The organism is Roseibium sp. (genome assembly GCF_048260565.1).
Classification (GTDB): Bacteria; Pseudomonadota; Alphaproteobacteria; order Rhizobiales; family Stappiaceae; genus Roseibium.
In genome coordinates, this window is sequence record NZ_JBLXGP010000006.1 from 23,457 (window position 1) to 45,171 (window position 21,715).

Below are 21,715 nucleotides of genomic sequence, written 5' to 3' on the forward strand. Positions count from 1 at the left end.
CCGGGCGGGTGCTTCATGTTAGATATCAAATAAATCGAACTGATAATGAATTGTGATCGGAGCAGCGGATGAAATTCAATCAGCTTCGCGACTTTGTGGCTGTTGCGGAAAACGGAAGCCTGCGCGCGGCGGCGCGCGCGCTTGGACTGGCGCAGCCGGCCATCACACGCAGTATTCAGGAGCTCGAACATTCCCTTGGCGCGCAATTGTTCGTGCGCGAAGCCCGCGGCGTGAGGCTGACGTCGATCGGGCAGGAGTTCCTGGTTCGGGCGATGTTAATTCTCGGTGAGATACGCAGGGCACGCGAAGCTGTGAACCAGCGGCAAGGCGAGGTGGACGGCGAACTTGTCGTCGGTTTTTCTTCCGCGGCTCATCTCGGTATCCTCGCGAAGATTTTGCGCTCCTTTCAGACCCGCTATCCGAATGTTCGGCTGCGCATCATTGAAGGGTTCCTTCCAACGCTTGAAGCGGAGTTGCGCAACGGTCAGGTCGATCTCTATGTCGGGCCCGTAACCGAACGGGTCCAACCGGCGGACCTTCAAATCACGAAGTTGTTTGACAACACGCGCGTCGTCGCCTGCCGCCGAGGTCATCCGCTGACCAACGCAAGGTCATTTCACGACCTCGCTGATGCGGCATGGCTGACCACGTCAATCACGCGCAATGCGGAGGATGAACTCAAGCAGGTATTCGCTGAACACGGACTTGGAGCACCGCACCTTGTTTGCCAGTGCCAGTCCGCATTTTCAGTCCTGACCGTTATCATCAATACGGATCTGTTGGCTATGATGCCGGTTCAGTGGATTGAATCGCCAACCGTGAGCGGATTTGTAGAGCAGATCAAATTGGACGAGGTTTTTGCGGCGCCGCCGATCATGATGGTGCACAGGCCTGGAATAGGACTGACACCGGCGGCGGAATATTTTTCGCATCTGGTCCAAAGAGTTGCAAAATCGGAAGAGTTCATGACCGATAGCAATCATTTATCGGTCAGACAATTTTGAAATCTATTGTTAATCGCTTTTGATGCTTAACACTCCTCTCCCTATCCACGAGGGAGGAGCAGGTCATGATGCCGGCCAAAGCAAGTGTTGTTATCGTTGGAGCGGGACCATGCGGTCTCATGCTGGCCAACGAACTGGGCCGCAGAGGTGTCTCAACCATTGTCGTGGACAGGGAAGGCGGGGTTGCAACCGCGCCACAGGCGAATGCCACGCAGGCGCGTTCGATGGAACACTATCGCCGCCTCGGGTTTGCCGACGCGATCCGGAAGCTCGGCCTGCCTGGCGATTATCCAACGGATGTTGCCTATTTCACAACTTATGCCGGGTATGAGCTGGCCCGCCACAGCATGCCGAGTTCCGGCGACGCTGCACGTTTCGTGAGGGAAAACGAGCAGGTGTGGAACGGTCCGGAATTGCCGCACCGCGTACCGCAAAGCCTCGTGGAGCAAACCCTGTTTCGCAAAGCCGAGGCGCTGGATGACGTGAGCCTCCGTTTCAACTGCGAGCTGTCCGGTTTCGTAGAGGACGAAACCGGTATCATCGCAGACGTCAAGAACCTGACCGACGGAACCCGGAAACTGATACGTGCGAGCTATCTTTTTGGCGCCGATGGAGCCCAGAGCCAGGTCCGCAAGCAGCTTGGAATACGCTACGCCGGTGCCGACGCGTCGCAACGCGATTTCATGGGCGGGCGAATGCTGTCCATCTATATCGACGCGCCGGCGTTCTACACGGAGCTCCGGAATCCCAAAGCCTGGATGTACTGGACATTCAACAAACGCCGGCGCGCGCTTCTGGCTGCGGTCGACGGACGCGGCAAGTTCGTTCTCCAGACTCAGTTGAAAGATCATGAGCACGCCGAAACGATGACGGAGGAGGATGCCGGCCAGCTGTTCCTCCAGTCCGTCGGCGCGGACATTCCCTTCAAGGTGACAGGTATCGCATCCTGGCTGGCCGGGCGTGCGCTCGTCGCCGAACGGTTCGGCGAAGGCCGGGTCTTGCTCGGCGGCGATGCCGTTCATCTTTTCACGCCGACCGGCGGGATGGGTTACAACACGGCAATCGAGGACGCCGTCAATATCGGTTGGAAACTTGCGGCCGTTGTCAAAGGCCATGCCGATCCTGCCCTTCTGTCGACATATGAGGCGGAACGCCGCCCGGTTGCGCTTCGCAACACCCGGTTTGCGATCGGCTTCGCCGATTCCATCGGTCTTTATGTTCCGTCTCCCGCGATTGAGGATGAGGGGCCTGCGGGAGAAGCGGCCCGAAGCCGCGCGGGTGCCTATCTGGAGCAGCACGCCCGCAAGGAATTCACCATTCCGGGGTTCACATTAGGCGCGCGCTACGACGCGTCGCCGGCTGTCTTCCGCGATGGCACGCCCATCCCTCCCGATGCGCCATCGGTCTATGTGCCGAGCGCCAAGCCCGGCGGGCGCGCTCCCCATGCCTGGCTCAAGGATGGCAGTTCGCTGTTCGACCGGTTCGGATTTGAATGGACCCTTCTTGTTTTCAATCCCGCTTCGCCGGCCGCGCAGCTCTTTGCCGAAGAAGCGGCCAGGCGCGGCCTGGATCTGGAAATTGTCGATCTGAGTGGCGAACCGGTCGCTGCGGATCTCTACGAAGCTCAGTTCGCGATTATCAGGCCGGACCAGGTGGTGGGCTGGCGCGGTTCGATTTCGGACAGCTCCGACGCAACCGCCGTCTTCGACACACTTACCGGCCGTTCCATGGCGGAAAAAAACAACTTCAACCCGGCATTAGCGGTCGAGGACGCCAGGAAACGAGCTTGAGTTTTCGAGCTTTCAAACCTCGGGGTGCGCCAGCGCCGGCTGCACCGCCCAATTCAGTTGACGGATAACGGGAGGATCCGGAAATGACAGCGATTACAGGCAAGATCGGTATTACCAAGCGTCCCGGGGAACTGGGAATTCACTCAATGGACGCCTTCAACATGGTTGTGCCCAACCTGACCGAAGCTGAGAAGTTCTACCGGGCCTTCGGGCTCGACGTCCGTGAAGAAGGCGATGGACTGGGGCTTTATACCTTCGGTTCGGGGCATCGCTGGGCGACCTTGTCGGAAGGACGCCGGAAGAAGCTGAACTTCATCTCGTTCGGCCTGTTCGAGGAAGATTTCGACGCCATGAAAGAGCGGGTCGAAGCCGATGGCGTGAAACTCCTGGATGCACCTCGGGGATTTGATTCCAATGGGATGTGGTTTCACGACCCAAATGGCGTTCTGATCGAAATCAAGGCCGCCGGAAAAAGTTCTCCGTCGGGAAAAGTGGACTTTCTGACCACATCCGTCGCGCCTGGACAGATGGGATCGATGCAGCGTTCAAAAGCCCCGCAGATCAGGCCCCGACGCCTCGCTCATATCCTGGTGTTTACGCCAGATGTTCTTGAAAGCATCCGCTTTTACAGCCGTGTCCTTGGCTTGCGGCTTTCCGATCAGTCGGGCGACGGCATTTGTTTCATGCACGGAATTCACGGATCAGACCATCATCTCGTCGCCTTTGCCAAATCGCCGGCTCCGGGTCTGCATCACTGTAGCTGGGACGTGGGCGGTATCAATGAAATCGGCCTCGGCGCCATGCAGATGGCGGACAATGGGTTCTCAGAGGGATGGGGACTGGGTCGCCACGTGCTGGGATCGAACTACTTCCACTATGTCAAAGACCCGTGGGGCAGCTACTCGGAATATTCCGCCGACATCGATTATATCCCGCTCACGCAGGACTGGGAGGCGGGCGACTATCCGGCGGAAGATTCAATCTATTTGTGGGGGCCGGATATTCCAGGCGATTTCGTCCATAATTACGAGGCGGACGGATAAAGCGTCGGCATATAGCGTGTGTGGGTCAGACGCATGCGAGCGGCGCGGAAGGCACGCAGTTAGCCGCGGCCTTCAGCCCCGCCGGAACGTGATGAGAATTGGCCGGATGCCCATTCAAGGAAGACGCGGACACGCGGCGACAATTGCCGGTTTCGCGGATAAAGAAGTGAAACCGGCGTCGGCTCCGGCGGAAATTCCTCAAGGACCTGCACGAGCGTTCCGGTCTTTATAAACTCGTCTGCGCGGTAATGAGGAATTTGGATCAGGCCCAAGCCCTGAATGGCTGCCGCAATGTAGCAATCCGCTCCTTCAACCGTCATTCGCGCCGGCAGGGTCAGCTCGCGGATTTTTCCGTCGACCTTGAATTCCAGCGGCAGCAGTGTTCCGGTTGCGGACGATTGGAAAGCGACCATCCTGTGTCCCTGAGCGAGTTCGTCGGGATGACTGGGGACACCGTGCTTTTCCAGATAGGCGGGCGAAGCCAGCGTGACCTCGTCAAGGAGGGCGATCTGCCGCGCGATGAGATCGCTGTCCTGGGGAATGCCTGCCCTGATCGCGCAATCATAGCCTTCACGGATCAGGTCGGCCAGACGGTCGCCTTCACCCAGGTAGAGGTCGATATCGGGGTAGAGATCGAAGAACTTCGGCAGACCGGGAAAAAGAAAATTCCGGGCAAGGCTGCTGTGCGCCGTGACGCGCAAAATTCCGCGTGGCTTGGCACCGACGAACACGCTCTCCGCATCTTCCATATCCGACAGAATGGAGAGGCAGCGCTGATAGTAAGCCTCCCCGTCCAGGGTGGGCCGCACCACACGGGTTGTCCGTTCAAGAAGTTTAACGCCGAGCCGCCGCTCCAACTCTTTAATGGCATCGGTGACCGTTGAACGCGGCAGGCCGAGATCGAGCGCGGCACGCGTGAAGCTGCGTCTGTCCGCAACGCGCGTGAACACGCGCATGGCATCGAAGCGGTCCAAATTATTATTCCTGAAAATCGAATAGTGATGTCGAAAAATATATGATTATCCGGATTATGGCAATGGCTATGGTCGCGCCACCAACCTCGCCGGACGGCGGAGGACGACAGATAAAGGGGTTTCAAAAATGTCAGAGACACGGGAAAAGGTCGCAATCGTCACGGGGGCATCCCGGGGGATCGGCGCGGCCGTCGCGGAACGCCTGGCCGGTGACGGATTTGCCGTCGTGATCAACTATGCTGGCAATGCGGAAGCTGCATCGGACCTCGCGCAAAGAATAGAAGCCGCCGGCGGACGGGCGGTCACGACTCAGGCGGATGTCAGCAAACCGGAGGAAGTCGCGCGCCTGTTTGAATCCGCAGAAGCGGCATTCGGTGGTGTCGACGTCATTGTAAACAACGCCGGCATCATGAAACTGGCACCGATAGCCGATAGTGATGATGCGCTGTTCGACAGCACCATCGCGATCAATCTCAAAGGCAGCTTCAACGTGATGCGTGAAGCGGCGCAGCGTGTACGCAACGGTGGCCGGATCATCAACATGTCCACGACCGTCATTGCTGTTTCGTTGCCGACATACGGTGTTTACGGCGCAACGAAGGCCGGTGTCGAAGCGATGACCCGCATCCTGGCAAAGGAAATGCGGGGGCGGGATGTGTGTGTCAATGCAGTTGCTCCCGGACCGACCGGAACCGATCTGTTCCTGAACGGCAAGACCGAGGAGCAGATCGCCGCATTGTCGAAGATGAATCCGCTCGAACGTCTCGGCTCGCCTGAAGATATCGCCAATGCCGTGTCCTTCCTGGCAGGACCCGAAGGCGGCTGGGTCAACGGCCAAATTCTGAGAGCCAACGGCGGAATGGCCTGATCGACAGAGCTCGTTGGAAACGCCTTGGCCGATCCTAACGGGTCGGCCGAAGGATTTTTGCAAGGTTCTGTCAATAAAATATATTTTTATCTTGATAATAGATTAAATATGTAAAAATATTATATTTGAGAAATGCAGAGGCTGACGAAACAAGCCGCTCACCGGCAAGGAGAACTTGATGTCAGAAGTCGTACTGATTACAGGCGCGGCTACGGGAATTGGCCGTCTGACGGCAGAGGCCCTCGCTCGTGGTGGCTATACGGTCTACGCGTCAATGCGCGATGTGAACGGGCGAAACAAACACCATGGCGACACATTGACGGCGCTGGCCGCGGCAGAGGGCCTGCGGCTGGAAATTGTCGAACTGGACATCCTGTCGGACACTTCTGTCGCCACGGCAATCGAGATGATCATCGGGCAAGAAGGTCGCATCGACATTCTCATACACAATGCTGGTCACCTGGTGATGGGACCAACCGAAGCGTTCAGTCCGGAAGAGATCGCCGGGAACTATGCTGTGAATGTGATCGGCGCGCATCGCGTGAACCGGACGGTCCTGCCGTATATGCGGGCGCGGGAACACGGCACCTTGTTATGGATCAGTTCCACCACGGTGCATGGCGGATTCCCGCCTTTCCTGGGGCCCTATGCGGCGGCCAAGTCGGCGATGGATTCACTGGCCGGTTCGCTTGCTCTTGAGGTGTCGCGCTTCGGCATTGAAACGGTGATGGTTTCGCCCGGTGCGTTCACAGCAGGCACGGAGCATTTCCCCAAGGCCTCGCATCCGGCGGATCACGAGCGCACAGCCGCATATGCCCGATATGACGATGTCACGGGATCGATCGGCGACCGACTGTCGGCGTTGATGCCGGCCGAGGCACACCCGCAGGTCGTCGCCGACGAAGTGTTGCGCATTCTCAATCTCGACCATGGGACGCGGCCGTTTCGAACCGTCGTCGATCTGCTTGGCGACGGCGCCGAAGAAGTTGCCGAGGTCGCCGGAAAGGTCAGGACCGCGTTTTTCGGGCGGATTGCGCTCGACGATCTGCTGATACCGGCGGCGAAGCACGAATGAGCGGAGCGCCGGGCGCCTGAAACGAGGGACATGCTCCGGGAGGGGGCATGTTCGGATTTGCTCTCTTTCGCGCCCGGTACTCATGCGCGTGTCTCGATAACCGGCGGCATGGCGGCCAACCGCGCAGCGCGCCCGCGGGCTGGCGTTCATGGTCCGTCTCGCGGGCCATCAGATCGCAGACTGGAAAACTGAACAGGAGGAGGAAACAGATGTTCGGAAATGTAATGAGGAATGTGGCGATGGCCGCAACCCTGCTGGCAGGTGTCGCGGGAGCATCGGGCGCAAACGCGGAGCAGTTGACGGTCGGGAGTTTCCTGCCGGGACCGCACCACTTGCACACGCGGGTGCTGTCCTGGTTCGCGGAGGAACTCGAAAAACAGTCGGGCGGATCGTTGACGGTCCAGGTCTTCCCCGGAGGTCAGCTTGGTTCCGGGCCGGTGCAGCAATACAAGCGTGCTCTGGAGGGGGTTGCCGATATGACATTGGGCGTCAGCGCATATACCCCAACCGTATTTCCGAAGACGATGCTGGCGATTCTGCCGGGGAGCTCAAAGACGGCGGTTGAGTCGACCGCGCGGGTTTGGGACGCCTATGACGAATATCTGGCCGACGAATATGAAGATGTGCAGCTGATTGGCCTGTTTACCGTCGCCGGCAACGTGATCTCATCGACCCGAGACATGTCGACGCTCGATGCATGGAAGGGCGCTAAGCTGGTTCCCTATGCCTCGATGACGCAGCCGATCCTCGAAGCACTCGACGCAGTGCCGGTGCAGATGCCCATCACCGATGTCTACACCGGATTGTCCACCGGCACGATCGACGCCGCCTATACCGCTTACAGCAACATCACGCCGCCTTGGAATTTCTGGGATGTGTCCCCCTATTTCGTGGAGAACGTGCCGGTTCATTTCGCCGTTTTGTTCGTGGTTATGAACAAGGAGCGCTACGAGGGGCTCTCCCCCGAACACAAGGCTTTGATCGATTCCCTCGCGGGGCGCCCCTTTTCCATGCGGGCGGCGGAATCCTTCGACGAGGCGGACACCAGGGCCAGGGCCGAGATGGCGGCCAATCCCGACAAGATGTCCGAGAGCAAGATGGTTCGGGTCTCTGACGGAGAGCTCGCCCGCATAAACGAGCGCTCCAAGGCCGGTCTCAAGGCGATCTTTGCGCAGTATCAGGACAACGGCATCGACGATGCCGGAGAGATCTACAAGGCACTCAACCCTTGATCGCCGGTCTCCGGCCGGTTGAGAAAAGGATCTCGATATGAACGTCTCGGAAAACAAACCTCAATCGGCCGCCAGTCAGGCGGCCGGTCCGGGCAGGTTCGATAAGTGGTTTGCCAATATTGCACTCGCAACAGGCTGTACCATTCTGGCGTTGATGACGCTGCTTTGCGTCTTCAACGTCCTGATCATGCGCAAGCTCCTGAACGCGCCGATCACAGGGGTCGAGGATGTACTCATCCTTTGCCTGGTCGGTTTCGTCGCCCTTTCGATTCCGTTCGGTGCCCGGACCGGCGCGCATATCGAGATCGAAGTGGTCAGCGAATTGCTGCCGCGCGCCGTCTCTCGATGGATGCAGGCGTTTGCCCGTCTGACCGGGGGCGCGTTCCTCGTGCTGATGGCCTGGCAGTTGGGAACGGCGGGGACACAAGCGGCGCGCTTTGGTGAGGTCACGCAACAGCTCGCAATTTCCTATGAGCCTTTCTACTACCTGCTGTCGGTCTGCTTCGCGGTCTTCGCCGCTATTCAGTTTTTCGATGCGCAGAAGATCATCCGCAAGGGACGGTCCGCCCCGATGTCACTGGGAGGGGGCGAATGAGCGTTGAAATCATCGGGTTTATCGGGCTTGTCTGTCTTTTTGCTATGCTGGCGCTGCGCTTTCCCGTGGCACTCAGCATGATCATCGTCGGTTTCTTCGGAACGCTCTTTGCGACCGAACAAAAAATGATCGAACTGGGTCTGCCGATCGATCGGGCCTGGGCGCAGGGATGGAAGACAGCCTTGTCGAACCTCTCTGGAGAAACCTTCGAAGCTGCTTCAAATTACAATCTGCTTGTCATCCCGCTCTTCATCCTGATGGGCAACCTTGCCGGTGTGTCAGGCATGTCGAACAGCCTGTTCGGGGCGGCCTATGCGTTTCTCGGGCACCTGCGCGGCGGGCTGGCCTCTGCCACAATTGCCGGCTGCGCTGGGTTTGCAGCCCTTTCAGGATCCTCTCTGGCCGCCGCTGTGACGATGGGCCGAGTAGCGCTTCCGGAAATGCGCCGGTTTCGCTACGATGATTCACTCGCCACCGGTGCAGTGGCTGCAGGGGGGACCCTTGGCTTCCTGATCCCGCCTTCCGGTGGAATGATCATCTATGCGATCCTGACCGAGCAGAGTATCGGTCAGCTTTTCATGGCGGGGATCATCCCTGGCATTTTGCTGACGCTGCTGTTCATCCTGGTCATCTCGCTTCAGGTCTGGTGGCGACCGGATCTCGGGCCGGCGGGCGAGCGTTCCAGCGCGACGGAGAAGTTCCGGGCGTTGATGAAAGCGCTACCGATTACCAGCATCATCTTTCTGACGATTGCCGGCATGTATACGGGTTTCTTCACACCGGTCGAGGCTTCGGCCGTGGGGGCAGTCCTGACATTTATCATCGCGGTTGTCCGCGGCTCGCTCAGCTTGCGGCAATTGCGTCTGGTCGGCCTCCAGACGATGAGCGCGACCTCGACGGTCTTCCTGATCCTGATCGGCGCCTTCGTTTTCATTCCATTTATGTCGCTAACCGAAATCCCGGTTCGGCTGGTGGGCTTCCTCACGGCGCTTCCGGTCGGAGACCTGGGCATCCTGCTGGTGGTCATCGCGGTTTATGTCTTCCTTGGAACATTTCTTGAGGGGATCGCGATGATGGTTTTGACCCTGCCGGTGGTCCTGCCTGTCGCGTCAACCCTCGGATGGGATCTGGTCTGGTTCGGTATCATTGTCGTGATCGTGCTGGAAATGGGCATGATCTCACCGCCGATCGGCATCAACGTCTTTGTCGTGAAATCCATTGCACCTGACGTGCCGATGACGCGAATATTCGCGGGAATCTGGCCTTTCTGGTTCGCCATGATCGTCATGCTGGCGTTGCTGGTGGTCTTTCCGCAGATAGCGCTCTTCCTTCCACAAACCATGTTCTAGGCGGAAGAAGGCGCCTTGGAAAAGCCACACGTGTAACGCGCAAGAACACTTGGCACAGAGGGCTTTTCCGGGATTAGTTGGGATTAAGCGGTCTTTGGCGATTTTCTGCCGTTTCCGGAGAGACCTGGCGGAAACCGGTGCGCAAATTCAAGGAGGCAACTAACTCCAGTCTTAAACAATGAATTGCCACCTTGTCATTTTGGGCGGAAACCGGTCGTTAATTCCAATGGTATTCAGTCGTGTAAATACTAAAAGATCGCGCGGTTCAGGCAGACCGTGTGCCGCTAAAAACAATGCTACCCAAGAGGGGAAAAGCGTATCCGAACGGCGTCAAACGGGTGCGTTGGATTGGTGGTAGCGGAGGAGGGATTCGCTCCCCGAAATGCGGATTACGATTCCGCTGGCCTTAAAGACTCTGGATTTAAAGTCTCGGTGTGATCAGGCCCTGGCAAGCAAACACAAAACAACCCGGCCGCGCGCCGGGTTTTTTGCGTTTGTGACGGCAGCGCCGACAACCTGTTTTTAACTGTCCATCAACACACGGATCAGCTCTACCTGACGCTTGACGCCGGTTTTTTCGAAGATCCGCATCAGATGGGTTCTGGCGGTATTGATGGAAATGCCACATCGCGCAGCCGCTGCCGCGCGGCCATCACCCTTGAGCATCTCCACGGCGAGCGCGGCTTCCGCTGGCGTTAAGTCGAAACGGACCCTCAGATCCTCCATATCCGCGACCTTGCCCCGTTCCGGGGCCCGGATCACAAGCATGGCGGCTGCCGGCGTTCCATGCGGATTGCCGGTATTTGAGCGGTACGGCAGGACGTCGATCACAAGCTCGGCCTGTCCGTGCTCCCGCTGGACGCCAATGGGTTTGCCGCAAGGCTTATGCGGATCGATCCGGGCACAGGACTGAACGGCGGATTTGAGACGGATGTCTGTTTTTGCGTCCCGCACTTGAAAGACGCCGATGACGCGAAAGAGGGGCCAAATGGCCCCTCAAATTGTATTCGCCGCTGGATGTGGTTTTATTACAAAGCGTTGATCTTTTCCAGCATGCCTTTCGGCCAGGATTCAGACAGCGGAGACGACTTGTACTTCTCCTGAGCATAGTCCTGAAACGCCTTCACGTCGGGGGTGTAGACCTTCAGGCCTTCACCCTTGAAGAAGTCGACCAGGTCGGCTTCCTGCTGGATATATTGCTGGTTGCTCCATTCGAAGCCCTTGCGGGCTGCGGCCTTGACCGTATTTTGCTGCTCAGGGGTGAGCTTGTCGAAGACCTCCGAGCTCATGACCAGGATGCCGAAGCCGACGTTGTGGCTGGTGAGCACGATCTGGTTGGTCACCTCGTAGAACTTCATCGCCTTGTCGTTCGGCAATGGGTTGTCCTGGCCGTCGATCACGCCCGTCTGAAGCGCGACATAGACCTCGGAATAGGCGACCGGAACCGGGTTGGCACCAAGCGAAGCGCCCAGGAACTGCCAGCTTTCGCCGCCCGGCATGCGCAGCTTCACGCCGTCCATGTCGGCCGGGGTCTTGATCTCCTTGTCGCCGCGGAGGTTGACCTGGCGGGTGCCGTAGTAGGAGACGCCAATGATCTCGACGCCCAGCTTCTCACGGGCGAGTTTGCGGAAGGTGTCGCCGACTTCGCTGTCGAAGACTTTCTGCAGATGCTCTGCATCGCGGATCACGTAGGCGGCGCCCAGAATGTCGAATTCCGGAACCTGCTTGGCGAAGTCGGACGGCGGCAGCAGGGCCATCTGTGCGTTGCCGCGCTGGATGGCGACCAGCTCGGTTCCCTGCTTGACCAGGGTGCCGCTGAAGTAGGGCTTGAAGTCGAAATCGTCGCCGATTTCCTTGGCGAAGATATCGGTCAAAGCGACGGAACGCGGCACGTTGGGCGGGTTCACATCCGGAAAGATCAGCTCGATCTTGTCTTGCGCCATGGCGGCAGAGCCGAGGCTGACGGCAAAGGCGCCGGCCAGGGCCAAGGTTTTCACTTTATTCCAATTCATCGGGTACTCCTCCTGTTTCCTCCCGAAATCGGTGGTATCGCGACGTCAGACGTCGAAGCGATTCTCTGGCACACCCTGGCCCACCCCATGGATCGCCAGCAGCGCGCCGGCCAGAGGCTCGGCTGCGCGCTGGGCATCATCCAGGAACTTGAAGGCCGTGGTGACATAAAGCGTCTTGAAATCCGGTCCGCCGAAGCACAGGCAGGTCGGATTGGTGGCGGGCAGCGGGATTTCCAGATCGATCCGGCCATCCGGTGCGTATCGGACGATTTTTCCGCCCGCGAAAAAGGCGGCCCACAGGCAGCCGTCAACATCGACACAGGCACCGTCGGGGCGCTCGCCCGTGCCCGAGTAGTCGGCAAAGATCTTCGTGTCCGTGACGACGCCGTCGGCCGGATCGATCATCAGGACAAAAGACAAGTGCCTGCGGGTGTCGGTGAAGTAGACGAGCTTGCCGTCCGGAGAAAAGGCGATGCCGTTGGAGACGATGACACCGTCCATGATCGTAGTGACAGTGCCGTCCGGATCGACCCTGTAGAGATTTCCGTTCGGGCGGTGAAGCTGATTGTCCATCGTCCCGATCCACAGTCGCCCTTGCGCGTCGACCCGGCCGTCATTGAGTCGGTTGTCGAGACCGGGCTCGACTTCGGCCAGGGGGATGCCATCGCCGTCGGGCGTGCCTGTCAGGGACAGGGTGAGGTCCTCTGCAAGCAGGTGCCGTCCGGATCTGGTCAGGGCCTGGCTGCCGAGGAACATGCAATTGCGTTCGTATTTTTCCAGCTCGCCGGATGAGGGCGTCAGCGCGAAAAGCGTGGGCTGTTCGATATCGAGCCACCACAGCTTTTGCTCCCGCTCGCACCAGAGCGGCGTTTCGCCCAACTGGTTCGAAACCCTGGCTACACATTCAATGTCCGGTCGTTCGATCACTTCCATCCCGTCATCATTCGTAATTATAAATCAGCGACTTAGGCCTAAGGTCTCGCTGTTCCTCCCATCGGACCGGCCTGCGGTCGCTTCACGGTTTGCAGGCAGATCCTTTCGTCCATAACCCGAACTTCGTTCCCGGTCCATCAAAATGAACGAACTAGTTAGTTTATATTGACGCCAAGTCTATCGCGCGGATTTCTCCTCGCTATTGCTTGGTATAAAATCCAGTAGAATTTATCCGGCCGGAGGCGTAGTTGACTGCTCGACTTCCTACGGCCGGAGAATGATTTTCACGCCCTCACGATTTTCCACCAGCGACAGGGCGGTTTCGAATTCGTCGAAGCCGAATTCGTGGGTCACCAGCCGCATCAGGTCTTTCGACACGCCGGGCAACAGCCGCATCGCCAGCCGCCAGGTGGTGTCGTTGTAGCCACGGGAGCCGATCAGCTCCATTTCCTTGAGCACGACAGGGGTGGTGATGGCATTGGCCGGGCTGTGGCACAGGCCGATCAGGCCCGCACGGCCTGCCTTGCCGATCAGGTCCAGCATCTGCGGGACGACCGCCGCATTGCCGCTCGTCTCGTAAACGATATCGGCGTTCTCAGGCGTGATCTTTTTCAGGTAGTCGACCGGATCGGTCGTTTCCACATTGACCGGAAGCATGCCGAGGTCCGCCGCGAGACGGAGCCGGGTCGCATCGGCACTGACGCCGGTAATGATCACTTCGCTGGCGCCTGCGTGGCGGGCGAGCAGGCCGGTCAGCAATCCGATGGGTCCGGCACCGATCACCACGACGACATCACCACCCCGGACGGGAACACGCTCGTACACCGCATGAACGCCCACGTTCAAGGGCTCAAGCAATGGGGCGACGGCCGGGTCGATGTTTTCGGGAAGCGCATGGACTTGTTTGACCGGCACAGCGACGAATTCGGTCCAGCCGCCGTCGACGTGACCGCCCATCATCCGGCGCTGGTCGCAGAGCGTCGGGCGTCCCAGGTCGCAATAACGGCATTTGCCGCAGCCTTTCTGGGGATTGACTGCGACTACGTCGCCGGGTTTCAGCGAACTTTTTTCCGGCGCTGTGACCACCGTGCCGGAAAATTCGTGGCCAACCACGACGGGGAAGGTCGGCGCATATTGGCCGACGACCGCCTCGTACCATTTCCAGATGGCGACATCGGTTCCGCAAATACCGCCGGCTCCGATCTTGATGAGCACTTCGTCGGCTGCGGGAACCGGCTTTTCTTTCTCGATGACCGCCATGGCGCCCGGTTCCGGGCGGAGTTTCGCGATTGCCTTCATCTTGTTTTTCCTTTGCGCGGTTTCGGGGCCGGGGAGAGTTAGCCCTGGCGCATGTCTTCTGCGGTGAGTTGATAGGCGAGGTTGTAGACCAGCGTTTTCGGCGCTCCGACGCCGCAATCGCTTGCAGTGATGGCCGCCTCGATCTGCGAAACGACGGCTTCCAGTTCCGGCAGTCCGCTGCCTTCGGCGATCACGACCGCATCGAAGGCACTTTCGTTCATTTCCGGGCGGAGTTCGGTTTCCTTCGTCTTGACGTCGGAGACCTCAGTCCGGGCCACGCCGACGTGGGCGCTGCAGACACCGGTGATTTTCAGAAGTGCCTCGGCCAGCGCCTGGGCTCCGGCGCGAAGCGTTGCCTCGTTGCCGCCGTCCACATAGCTCAACCGGACCGTGGCGAGCGCGCCGCCGTTGCCGAGGCCGGCCGAAGCGATGCGTTCGCAGGCGACCCGAAGGAAATTACGGAACGCCGGCTGCACTCCCAGGCTCCAGTGCGTCGGATTGTTCAGGCGTTCCAGGTAGGCTGGGGAGCGGAAGATTTCGACGTTTTCGCCGGTGTAGATGGTGCCGTAGCAATAGCGGTCGAAGGAATGATTGATAAGCCGCTTGCCGATCAGGAAGCCGGGAATGGAGAGCCGCTCCGGCATGTGCTCGCGCGTATGCCACTCCATGTAGTTGTTTTGCGCCGCAGGGTCGATATCGTGCCACATGGCGAGAAATGCGTTACCGGTCAGAGCCATCAGTTTTCTCCAATATTCTGCCTTGAGCCGCCATCGCCTGACGCGCGGCTTTTTCCGTCTTGTGCCCGCTCGCAGGCATGGTTTGCCGCGACATAGGCGAATGTGATGGCCGGTCCTATGGTGATGCCGGGGCCCGGATAGACACCGCCCATGACGGATTGCATGTCGTTGCCGCAGGCATAAAGTCCCTCAATCGGCTGTTCGGACTCCGTCAGAACCCGGCAATTCTCATCGGTCTGCAGGCCGGTGGCGGAGCCGATGTCGCAGGGCCAGAGTCTGACTGCGTAATATGGTGCGGTTTCAAGCTTGCCGAGCGTCGGGTTGGGCTTGTGGGTCGCATCGCCATTGACGCATTCGTAGGCAGTCTCGCCTCGATGGAAGTCCTCATCGACACCGGTCTCGGCAAAACCGTTGAACCGTTCGATACTCTGCTTGAGTGCGGAAGCGTCAATACCGAGTTTTTCGGCCAGGTCTTCGGGGGTGTTTGCCCGAACGAGATATCCATCTTCCAGGAAAGGCCCGAGAAACCGTCCACCCGGTCGCACCATGCCCAGGCCGTATTTGGTGAGCGCCTTGGCATCGGCGATGAGATAGGCCGGAATGCTCGACCCGTTCTCGTCGGCGGCATACATGGCAACGCCGAACTCGTGGTAGGACCGGCTTTCGTTGGTGAACCGCCTGCCGTTCTTGTCGACGCAGATGGTACCAGGCTTCGACCGGTCCATGACAAAATGCGGAAAAACCGCCGTTGTGCCATCGGGCCGCTTCCGAACCGAGCAGGGCGCCCAGAATACATTTTGTTCCGCGCCGGTGCCGTAGCCAGCACCCTTGGCGAAGGCGAGATCGTGAAGGGCTCCGGTATGGCCGGGGGCGGCGGGGCTGTAATCCAGAACCGGTTCGGGCAGGAGCGTTGCGCGCCGTTCCGGATGCCGTCCGAAGCCGCCGCTTGCGAGAATGACGCCGCCCCGGATCGTCAGCTTGCGTTCCACGTCTCCCTGGCGGACCACAAGGCCATCGATCCTGTTTTCGTCGCCGGAAAAGGCTTCCGTCTCGGTCTGCGTGGCGATGGTGACGCCGAGATCGAGTGCGGACTTCAACAGCCGCCCGATCATGGCATTGCCCATGACAAGTCGGGTCCCCCGTCCAAAGCGGACTTTCTGAAAGAGATATGAGCCGAGCAGCCGGAACGCATAGCAGAATGACTTCAGAGACTTCGTCAGGTTCAGCAGGTGGGAGATGTCGTCACGATCGACCATCAGGCCACCCAGGATCGTGAATTCCGGGATCGGCGGGCGGACGAGTTTCAGATCCCTGCCGAGCGGACTGGCGTCGAAGGGCTGCGGTTCCAGCGCCCGGCCGTGGGAGGTTGATCCATCGAGCTCGTACAAATAGTCCGGATGGAGCGACCGGGCGCTGAATTTCAGGTCCGTACGGGTTTCAAGCTCCTCGACCGCCAGCGGACCGTTTTTCAGGAACACGTCGCGCATGGACGCGGACGACCGGTTGCCGACCGCCTTGTCGAGGTATCTCTTCGCCCTTTCCGGGCTGTCATCGGGAGCGGCATGGCGCGTGTTGGGAATCCAGGCGGATCCGGCCGAATAGGCCGTCGTTCCGCCGACATACTCCGTCCTTTCGATAAGAATGACCGATGCCCCCTTTAGGGCTGCGAAGACGGCCGCAGCCATCCCGGCCGCGCCGGCGCCCAGAACCGCGACATCGAATTCTGCATTCTCCGGCAATCGGGAGATCGTCGTCGATGCGTCTGTCATGGGGCAATCCTCTCGCTCGATGCCGTATTTGCGCCGCCTTCAAAGTAAGAAAAACGTCCGGGAAGTATGGGGGCTCGGCCGATGCGGACCTGGCGTTGACGGATGCCGTCCGGGCAGGGCGTCTCCGTCTTGGTTTCGGCATACACCCTGGCGGCCTCTTCGGTCGGAAAGGCACGATATTCGAGGGCTCGATGCAGGGTGCCGGTCAGGGACTGAACCGCAATCAACGGTCGTTCGCCCGCTTTCTCCCAGTACGGCGCCAGTTGGCCGGGCAGGGCATCCACGATCGTCTCTACCACCGTTGGGTCGTCTGCGAGCGCTTGCGGTGTGCTCACCCCGTTGCCCGGATAGAACGGACTTTCGATGAAGAAATCCGTCTGCTGGGACAGCATGAGGCCGCGTACGGTCGCGAAAAAGTTACTGTCCTGCTTGGCGAAATACCGGTCGTAGGTCGCACGCCAGTGGTCCAGGTCATCATAGCGATAGAAATGCAGGATTTCCGTCCCGTCCTCGCCCGGGCAGACCATGTAGAAGAGATTGGCCCGCAGCAGCGGCAGGAAGAGCGGGCCGGAATTCCACTTCTTCTGGGCGTCCCAGAAAGCGCCTTCTTCTCCCGGCCGCAGCAGATAGGCCCTGCGTTCGTAGATCATTTTTCGGCCGTTTCTGCTCCGGGATCGAGCATGTCCAGCACCGCTTCGATGGCGAGCAGGTATCCTCTTGCGCCGAAGCCGGCCATGACGGCGGTCGCATAAGGCGATACCAGGGAATTGTGATACATCGCCTCGCGGGAATGCACGTTGGAAATGTGCAGCTCGACGATCGGTCCCTTGAACATCTTCAAGGCGTCGACGATGGCGATCGAATAGAAGGTGAAGGCGGCCGGGTTGATGATGATTGCATCGGCCGTGTCGATGCCCTCATGCACCCAGTCGATGATCTCGTATTCCCGGTTCGACTGGCGGAAGGTGATCTCGTTGCCGTGGGCCGCGGCAACACACATGGCTTCCACGTCGGCCAGCGTGGTCGTGCCGTAGATTTCCGGCTCGCGCCTGCCCAGGCGGTTCAGGTTGGGTCCGTTCAGGATGAGAATATGGCGTTTCATTTTAGTGTCTCCCGATAAAAAAGGTTAGCCCTTGTATCCAAACAGCCGAGGCAGCCAGAGCACGAAGTCGGGCGTCAGGGTGATCAGCAGCAGGAGGGCCAGCATCGCGAACAGGAACGGCAGGATCTCTCTGACGATGCTGTTCAGGTTCGCGCCGGATATGGAGGACATGACGAACAGCAACAGCCCGTATGGCGGGGTGATCAGCCCGATCATGATGTTGATGACGCACACGATACCGAAGTGGACCATGTCCACTCCGAGTTCGTTGGCGGTGGGGATCAGTACCGGGATCACGATCAGCAGGATCGTTGTGCCTTCCAGAAGGCAGCCCAGGACCAGCAGGATCGCGTTCACAAGCAGCAGAAAGCCTGTCGTGGAGAGATCGAAACCGCCGATATAAGCCTTCAGGGCGTTCGGGATGTTTTCGACCGTGACCACATAGTTGAAGGCGAGGGCACCGGCGATCAGCATGCCGACAGAGATCGAGATGCGCGCGCTGGACAGGACGGAGGTGTAGGTCCCCTTCCATGTCACCGAACGGTACAGGAAGACCGAGATGAACAGCGCATAGAGGGCGGCAACCGCGGCGGCCTCGGTCGGCGTCGTGATGCCGCCATAGATACCGCCGAGCAGGACGACCGGCATCATGAGGGCCGGAAAGGCGCGTACCGTGATCCTGGGGAGTTCCCTGATCGGCACCGGAGCTTCGACCGGAAAGTCGCGCTTGCGGGCGATATAGACGATGAGCGCCATCTGGACGAGCCCCATGGCCAGCCCCGGCAGAACGCCCGCCAAAAACAGGAAACCGATAGAGGCGTCGGAGACGAGCGAGTAGATCACGATTGGAATGGACGGCGGAATGATAGGCCCGATCACGGCGGAAGCGGCCGTCAGACCTGCCGCGAAACTTGCCGGATAGCGGTTCCCCTCGGTCATCATCTTCTGCATCATCCGGCCGGTGCCGACGGCGTCGGCGATGGCCGATCCGGACATGCCGGCAAAGACGATGCTCTGCAGGACGTTGACGAGGGCCAGCCCGCCGCGGAACCGCCCGACGATCGCATTGCAGAATTCCAGCAGGCGAAGCGTCATCGAGCCGTTGTTCATAAGCTCTGCAGCCAGGATGAACAGGGGCACTGCCAGCAGCACATAGCTGGTGTGCAGGCCGTTCAGAACCTGCTCGGCGGCTGTGCCCATATCGAGCCCGGCCAGGAAAAGATAGATCGTCGACGACACGATCATCGCGTGACCGATCGGGAGGCCCAGGATCGACAGGCCGAGGATGGAGAGAATGGCGACGGTAAACGGATCGGCGAGGCTCACTTTGCTTCTCCCTTTTTCGGGGAGCGCAAAATGGCCCGGCCGAAGGAACGCGCACCGATCACCGCGTATTTGGCCAGAATGGCCAACACAAACAGCAGGTAGATGGAAAACAGGTGGTCGTACCGGATCTTCAGATAGGTCGTCTTCTGGATCTTCATGAAGGAGACGAAGTCGTAGACCGCGGGAAAGGACGCGGCATAGACCACGAGCAGGACCACGGCGGTCACCAGGGCCATCACGGCGCGGGTTCGCTTGCCGACACTCGTGGTCAGGATGTCAAAGCGAATTTCCTCTTCTTCGCGCAGAACGAAGGCAGCGCCCCAAAGCACAAGCCAGAGCCATGCGGTCACGGTGAGTTCGGATGCCCAGCCACTCGGCAGATTGAGCAAATAGCGGAAGACGACCTGGAGAATGAACGCCGCGAAGACCAGGGCGAGCAGAAAGGCCGCGACGTTTTCGGCACGCCGATGAAGCCATGCAAGCATGAGAGAGATCCGTATCAAGAACTGAGACGCAAAGCCGGGAGCGGGGAAAACCGCAGAACCTACCGGTCGGCGACCTTCCCCGCGTGGTGGGCTTAGAGAGCGTTGATCCGCTCAAGCATGCCTTCCGGCCAGTTCTTCGCGATGTCGGACTTTTTGTACATGTCCTGCGCGTAGGCGCGGAATGCGTCGACGTCGGGCTTGTAGACCTTCAGGCCGTGCTCTTTCATGAAGCCGACGAGCTCGACTTCCTTCTGAAGCTGCAGCTCATTGTTGGCGGCAATCGCGGCATCGGCTGCTGCCTGGAACTTCTGCTGCTGTTCCGGGCTCATCTTGTCCCAGGCGTCCTTGGACACGGTAAGAAGCGTGTAGCCCAGGATATGGCTGGTTTCCACGATTTGGGACATGACTTCATAGAACTTCATAGCCTGGACGTTACTCAGCGGATTGTCCTGGCCGTCGATCGCGCCGATCTGAAGTCCGGTGTAGACTTCCGCATAGGCCATCGGTGTCGGATTTGCGCCGAGGGCCTGGCCGAGAAACTGCCAGGATTCACCGCCGGGCATGCGCAGCTTGACGCCGTTCATGTCTGCAGGGGTCTTGATTTCCTTGTCGATGCGCAGGCCGACCTGACGGGTGCCGTTGTAGATCGGGCCGAGGATCTTGATGTTCAGCTTATCTTCGGCCATGCCTTTCATTTCCTGGCCGGCGTCGCTTTCAAAGAAGCGGGTCAGGTGGTCGGCATCGCGGAAAAGATAGGCCGCGGTCAGAAGCGACCATTCGGGAACTAAGTTGGCGATGTCCTGGGGCGGCAGATCGCTCATTTCCAGATTGCCGCGCTGAATCGCGATAATCTCGGTGCCCTGTTTGAACATGGTACCGTTGTAATAGGCTTCGAAATCGAAGTCGTCGGCGATCGCGTTGCTGAACTGCTTGACGATATTGGCGCGGATATCCTGCTCGTTGAAAACCGTCGAGAAACGGATGCGCATCTTGTCCTGTGCGAACGAGCCGGTCGCTCCGGCCAGGGTGCAGGCGGCAATGCCAAGCGCAAGTGCCGTACGGCGAGTGATTTTCCTCATCATTTTCCTCCCAGTCAGAAATTGCCATGAGGGCCAGCTTCACCACGAAGCTTGATCGCGACACTTGCAAAAAATGGAATCAAATTCAAGATTTAAAATCTTTTCTTTTTTTGTTTTGGATTCCATATATCGATTTCGACCATTCTGCCCGGAATCAGGCCCGGTTTTGTCAGGCCCATGCATGTCCTGCTTTTGCGAGGGTGGACGTCGCGGTCTCGAAGGCGCGCTTTGCCCGCTCGACGGGAGAGGCGGTCCGGGCAAATTCCACGTCGGGCACCTCGACGCTGATCAGAAGATCCTCCGGCAGGGCTTTCACCAGTTCCATGAGATCGATTCCCCCTTCGCCCGGGAAATTGCGGGAGGTCCGGGCGATGCGCGTGAGCTCCTCCCTGGACGGGTCGAACGGCACGGGGCCGTCGCACAGCTGGCCGTAAGCAATCTGGTGCACGGGCAGGGCGGCGATCTCGTCGCAGGTCGTCCCGGACCGGTGCACGTGCAGGGCATCGATTATGATTGTCGCATTCGGCGTGTTGACCGCATCGACGATGCGCTGCGCCGTCGCCAGATCGGGAACGCCGGTGAAGGGCATGAATTCCAGGGCGGCGTTGATTTTGTAACCGGCCGCAACTTCGGCGAATTCGGCATATTTTTCGGTCAGGCGGACCTCATCGGTGTCGTCCCCGACGACCAGGATGTTGCCGGCGCTAAGAGCGGCTGCCCGGACGAGCAAGGCCGCGTAGTCGTCGCGCGTCGTGGTCGCGTTCAGGCGAACCATCTCGATATCGGCGACCTGGAGCCCGGTGTCCGAAAGCACGGACAATGTCTCCCTCAGAAGGGTATCGTCCGTCAGAAGGGGGTATGGCGCTTCCGCTTGCGGGTTGGCCGGCAACAGGCGCAGGCCCAGCTTTTGAAATCCGGCTTCTGCCGCCGCCTGGATCGCAGCGGTCGGCGCCACGTCGTGCAGGGTGAGGAAGGAAAGGGAAGGGATGTGAGACATTGATTTTCCTTACGAAATTTTTGCTGGATCGATGCGAATAGGGCGC

21 protein-coding genes are annotated in these 21,715 nt (G+C 59.4%); 8 read left to right on the forward strand and 13 right to left on the reverse strand.

Annotated elements, in window-relative coordinates; genetic code table 11:
- The first annotated feature begins 68 nt into the window (after positions 1-68).
- The 3 genes from ACN0SO_RS14380 (at position 69) to ACN0SO_RS14390 (ending at position 3,837) form a co-directional block, all read left to right on the forward strand.
- On the forward strand, positions 69-1,004 hold the full coding sequence (locus tag ACN0SO_RS14380) for a LysR substrate-binding domain-containing protein (protein ID WP_417678849.1): 936 nt from the start codon (positions 69-71) through the stop codon (positions 1,002-1,004).
- Positions 1,005-1,069: 65 nt separating this feature from the next.
- Positions 1,070-2,794, forward strand: a complete 1,725-nt coding sequence (locus ACN0SO_RS14385) for an FAD-dependent oxidoreductase (RefSeq protein ID WP_417678851.1) — start codon at positions 1,070-1,072, stop codon at positions 2,792-2,794.
- An 83-nt stretch (positions 2,795-2,877) separates the two neighbouring features.
- Positions 2,878-3,837 carry a VOC family protein gene (locus tag ACN0SO_RS14390; protein ID WP_417678853.1) on the forward strand — a complete coding sequence of 320 codons (960 nt, stop codon included), beginning with the start codon at positions 2,878-2,880 and terminating at the stop codon, positions 3,835-3,837.
- Positions 3,838-3,896: 59 nt separating this feature from the next.
- Here the strand turns inward: ACN0SO_RS14390 and ACN0SO_RS14395 are convergent, their stop codons facing one another.
- Positions 3,897-4,811: a LysR family transcriptional regulator gene (locus ACN0SO_RS14395; protein WP_417678855.1), complete on the reverse strand. Its 915-nt coding sequence runs from the start codon at positions 4,809-4,811 to the stop codon at positions 3,897-3,899.
- 127 nt (positions 4,812-4,938) lie between these two features.
- On the opposite strand from ACN0SO_RS14395, the gene ACN0SO_RS14400 reads away from it, so the two are divergent.
- The 5 genes from ACN0SO_RS14400 (at position 4,939) to ACN0SO_RS14420 (ending at position 9,930) form a co-directional block, all read left to right on the forward strand.
- A complete protein-coding gene (locus ACN0SO_RS14400) occupies positions 4,939-5,679 on the forward strand; it encodes an SDR family oxidoreductase (RefSeq protein WP_417678857.1) in 741 nt (246 codons plus the stop codon).
- Between the two features lie 178 nt (positions 5,680-5,857).
- Positions 5,858-6,754, forward strand: a complete 897-nt coding sequence (locus ACN0SO_RS14405) for an SDR family oxidoreductase (RefSeq protein ID WP_417678859.1) — start codon at positions 5,858-5,860, stop codon at positions 6,752-6,754.
- A 209-nt stretch (positions 6,755-6,963) separates the two neighbouring features.
- A complete protein-coding gene (locus tag ACN0SO_RS14410) occupies positions 6,964-7,986 on the forward strand; it encodes a TRAP transporter substrate-binding protein (protein WP_417678861.1) in 1,023 nt (340 codons plus the stop codon).
- A 37-nt stretch (positions 7,987-8,023) separates the two neighbouring features.
- A complete protein-coding gene (locus ACN0SO_RS14415) occupies positions 8,024-8,581 on the forward strand; it encodes a TRAP transporter small permease (RefSeq protein WP_417678863.1) in 558 nt (185 codons plus the stop codon).
- Complete coding sequence (locus tag ACN0SO_RS14420; RefSeq protein WP_417678865.1) at positions 8,578-9,930, forward strand: TRAP transporter large permease; 1,353 nt, start codon at positions 8,578-8,580, stop codon at positions 9,928-9,930. Before ACN0SO_RS14415 ends, ACN0SO_RS14420 begins: the two co-directional genes overlap by 4 nt.
- Before the next feature lie 522 nt (positions 9,931-10,452).
- Here the strand turns inward: ACN0SO_RS14420 and ACN0SO_RS14425 are convergent.
- The 12 genes from ACN0SO_RS14425 to ACN0SO_RS14480 form a co-directional block, all read right to left on the reverse strand.
- Entirely contained in the window at positions 10,453-10,884 is a 432-nt protein-coding gene (locus ACN0SO_RS14425; protein ID WP_417678867.1) for a helix-turn-helix transcriptional regulator, read from the reverse strand.
- Between the two features lie 74 nt (positions 10,885-10,958).
- Positions 10,959-11,942, reverse strand: coding sequence for a sialic acid TRAP transporter substrate-binding protein SiaP (locus ACN0SO_RS14430; RefSeq protein ID WP_417678869.1), 984 nt, complete (start codon positions 11,940-11,942; stop codon positions 10,959-10,961).
- Between the two features lie 45 nt (positions 11,943-11,987).
- Positions 11,988-12,875 (reverse strand): SMP-30/gluconolactonase/LRE family protein, encoded by an 888-nt coding sequence (locus ACN0SO_RS14435; protein ID WP_417678871.1) that lies wholly within the window; start codon positions 12,873-12,875, stop codon positions 11,988-11,990.
- 264 nt (positions 12,876-13,139) lie between these two features.
- Entirely contained in the window at positions 13,140-14,174 is a 1,035-nt protein-coding gene (locus tag ACN0SO_RS14440; protein ID WP_417678873.1) for a zinc-dependent alcohol dehydrogenase, read from the reverse strand.
- Positions 14,175-14,212: 38 nt separating this feature from the next.
- On the reverse strand, positions 14,213-14,911 hold the full coding sequence (locus ACN0SO_RS14445) for a hypothetical protein (protein WP_417678875.1): 699 nt from the start codon (positions 14,909-14,911) through the stop codon (positions 14,213-14,215).
- Entirely contained in the window at positions 14,911-16,680 is a 1,770-nt protein-coding gene (locus tag ACN0SO_RS14450; protein WP_417678877.1) for an FAD-dependent oxidoreductase, read from the reverse strand. The genes ACN0SO_RS14445 and ACN0SO_RS14450 overlap by 1 nt, the downstream gene beginning before the upstream one ends.
- Positions 16,677-17,330 carry a hypothetical protein gene (locus ACN0SO_RS14455; protein WP_417678879.1) on the reverse strand — a complete coding sequence of 218 codons (654 nt, stop codon included), beginning with the start codon at positions 17,328-17,330 and terminating at the stop codon, positions 16,677-16,679. The genes ACN0SO_RS14450 and ACN0SO_RS14455 overlap by 4 nt, the downstream gene beginning before the upstream one ends.
- Positions 17,327-17,782 (reverse strand): type II 3-dehydroquinate dehydratase, encoded by a 456-nt coding sequence (locus ACN0SO_RS14460; protein ID WP_417678881.1) that lies wholly within the window; start codon positions 17,780-17,782, stop codon positions 17,327-17,329. The genes ACN0SO_RS14455 and ACN0SO_RS14460 overlap by 4 nt, the downstream gene beginning before the upstream one ends.
- Positions 17,783-17,806: 24 nt before the next feature.
- Entirely contained in the window at positions 17,807-19,108 is a 1,302-nt protein-coding gene (locus tag ACN0SO_RS14465) for a TRAP transporter large permease (protein WP_417678883.1), read from the reverse strand.
- Positions 19,105-19,593, reverse strand: coding sequence for a TRAP transporter small permease (locus ACN0SO_RS14470; protein ID WP_417678885.1), 489 nt, complete (start codon positions 19,591-19,593; stop codon positions 19,105-19,107). The genes ACN0SO_RS14465 and ACN0SO_RS14470 overlap by 4 nt, the downstream gene beginning before the upstream one ends.
- A gap of 92 nt (positions 19,594-19,685) precedes the next feature.
- Complete coding sequence (dctP, locus tag ACN0SO_RS14475) at positions 19,686-20,675, reverse strand: TRAP transporter substrate-binding protein DctP (RefSeq protein WP_417678887.1); 990 nt, start codon at positions 20,673-20,675, stop codon at positions 19,686-19,688.
- 166 nt (positions 20,676-20,841) lie between these two features.
- Entirely contained in the window at positions 20,842-21,669 is an 828-nt protein-coding gene (locus ACN0SO_RS14480) for a sugar phosphate isomerase/epimerase family protein (RefSeq protein ID WP_417678889.1), read from the reverse strand.
- Positions 21,670-21,715 lie beyond the last annotated feature (46 nt).

Coding starts and splice junctions, on each gene's coding strand:
- ACN0SO_RS14450 (WP_417678877.1), bottom strand. CDS start 16,680: ATGACAGACGCATCGACGACGATCTCCCGATTGCCGGAGAATGCAGAA.
- ACN0SO_RS14405 (WP_417678859.1), top strand. CDS start 5,858: ATGTCAGAAGTCGTACTGATTACAGGCGCGGCTACGGGAATTGGCCGT.
- ACN0SO_RS14400 (WP_417678857.1), top strand. CDS start 4,939: ATGTCAGAGACACGGGAAAAGGTCGCAATCGTCACGGGGGCATCCCGG.
- ACN0SO_RS14435 (WP_417678871.1), bottom strand. CDS start 12,875: ATGGAAGTGATCGAACGACCGGACATTGAATGTGTAGCCAGGGTTTCG.
- dctP (WP_417678887.1), bottom strand. CDS start 20,675: ATGATGAGGAAAATCACTCGCCGTACGGCACTTGCGCTTGGCATTGCC.
- ACN0SO_RS14385 (WP_417678851.1), top strand. CDS start 1,070: ATGATGCCGGCCAAAGCAAGTGTTGTTATCGTTGGAGCGGGACCATGC.
- ACN0SO_RS14480 (WP_417678889.1), bottom strand. CDS start 21,669: ATGTCTCACATCCCTTCCCTTTCCTTCCTCACCCTGCACGACGTGGCG.
- ACN0SO_RS14380 (WP_417678849.1), top strand. CDS start 69: ATGAAATTCAATCAGCTTCGCGACTTTGTGGCTGTTGCGGAAAACGGA.
- ACN0SO_RS14470 (WP_417678885.1), bottom strand. CDS start 19,593: ATGCTTGCATGGCTTCATCGGCGTGCCGAAAACGTCGCGGCCTTTCTG.
- ACN0SO_RS14420 (WP_417678865.1), top strand. CDS start 8,578: ATGAGCGTTGAAATCATCGGGTTTATCGGGCTTGTCTGTCTTTTTGCT.
- ACN0SO_RS14430 (WP_417678869.1), bottom strand. CDS start 11,942: ATGAATTGGAATAAAGTGAAAACCTTGGCCCTGGCCGGCGCCTTTGCC.
- ACN0SO_RS14455 (WP_417678879.1), bottom strand. CDS start 17,330: ATGATCTACGAACGCAGGGCCTATCTGCTGCGGCCGGGAGAAGAAGGC.
- ACN0SO_RS14460 (WP_417678881.1), bottom strand. CDS start 17,782: ATGAAACGCCATATTCTCATCCTGAACGGACCCAACCTGAACCGCCTG.
- ACN0SO_RS14445 (WP_417678875.1), bottom strand. CDS start 14,911: ATGGCTCTGACCGGTAACGCATTTCTCGCCATGTGGCACGATATCGAC.
- ACN0SO_RS14440 (WP_417678873.1), bottom strand. CDS start 14,174: ATGAAGGCAATCGCGAAACTCCGCCCGGAACCGGGCGCCATGGCGGTC.
- ACN0SO_RS14410 (WP_417678861.1), top strand. CDS start 6,964: ATGTTCGGAAATGTAATGAGGAATGTGGCGATGGCCGCAACCCTGCTG.
- ACN0SO_RS14415 (WP_417678863.1), top strand. CDS start 8,024: ATGAACGTCTCGGAAAACAAACCTCAATCGGCCGCCAGTCAGGCGGCC.
- ACN0SO_RS14390 (WP_417678853.1), top strand. CDS start 2,878: ATGACAGCGATTACAGGCAAGATCGGTATTACCAAGCGTCCCGGGGAA.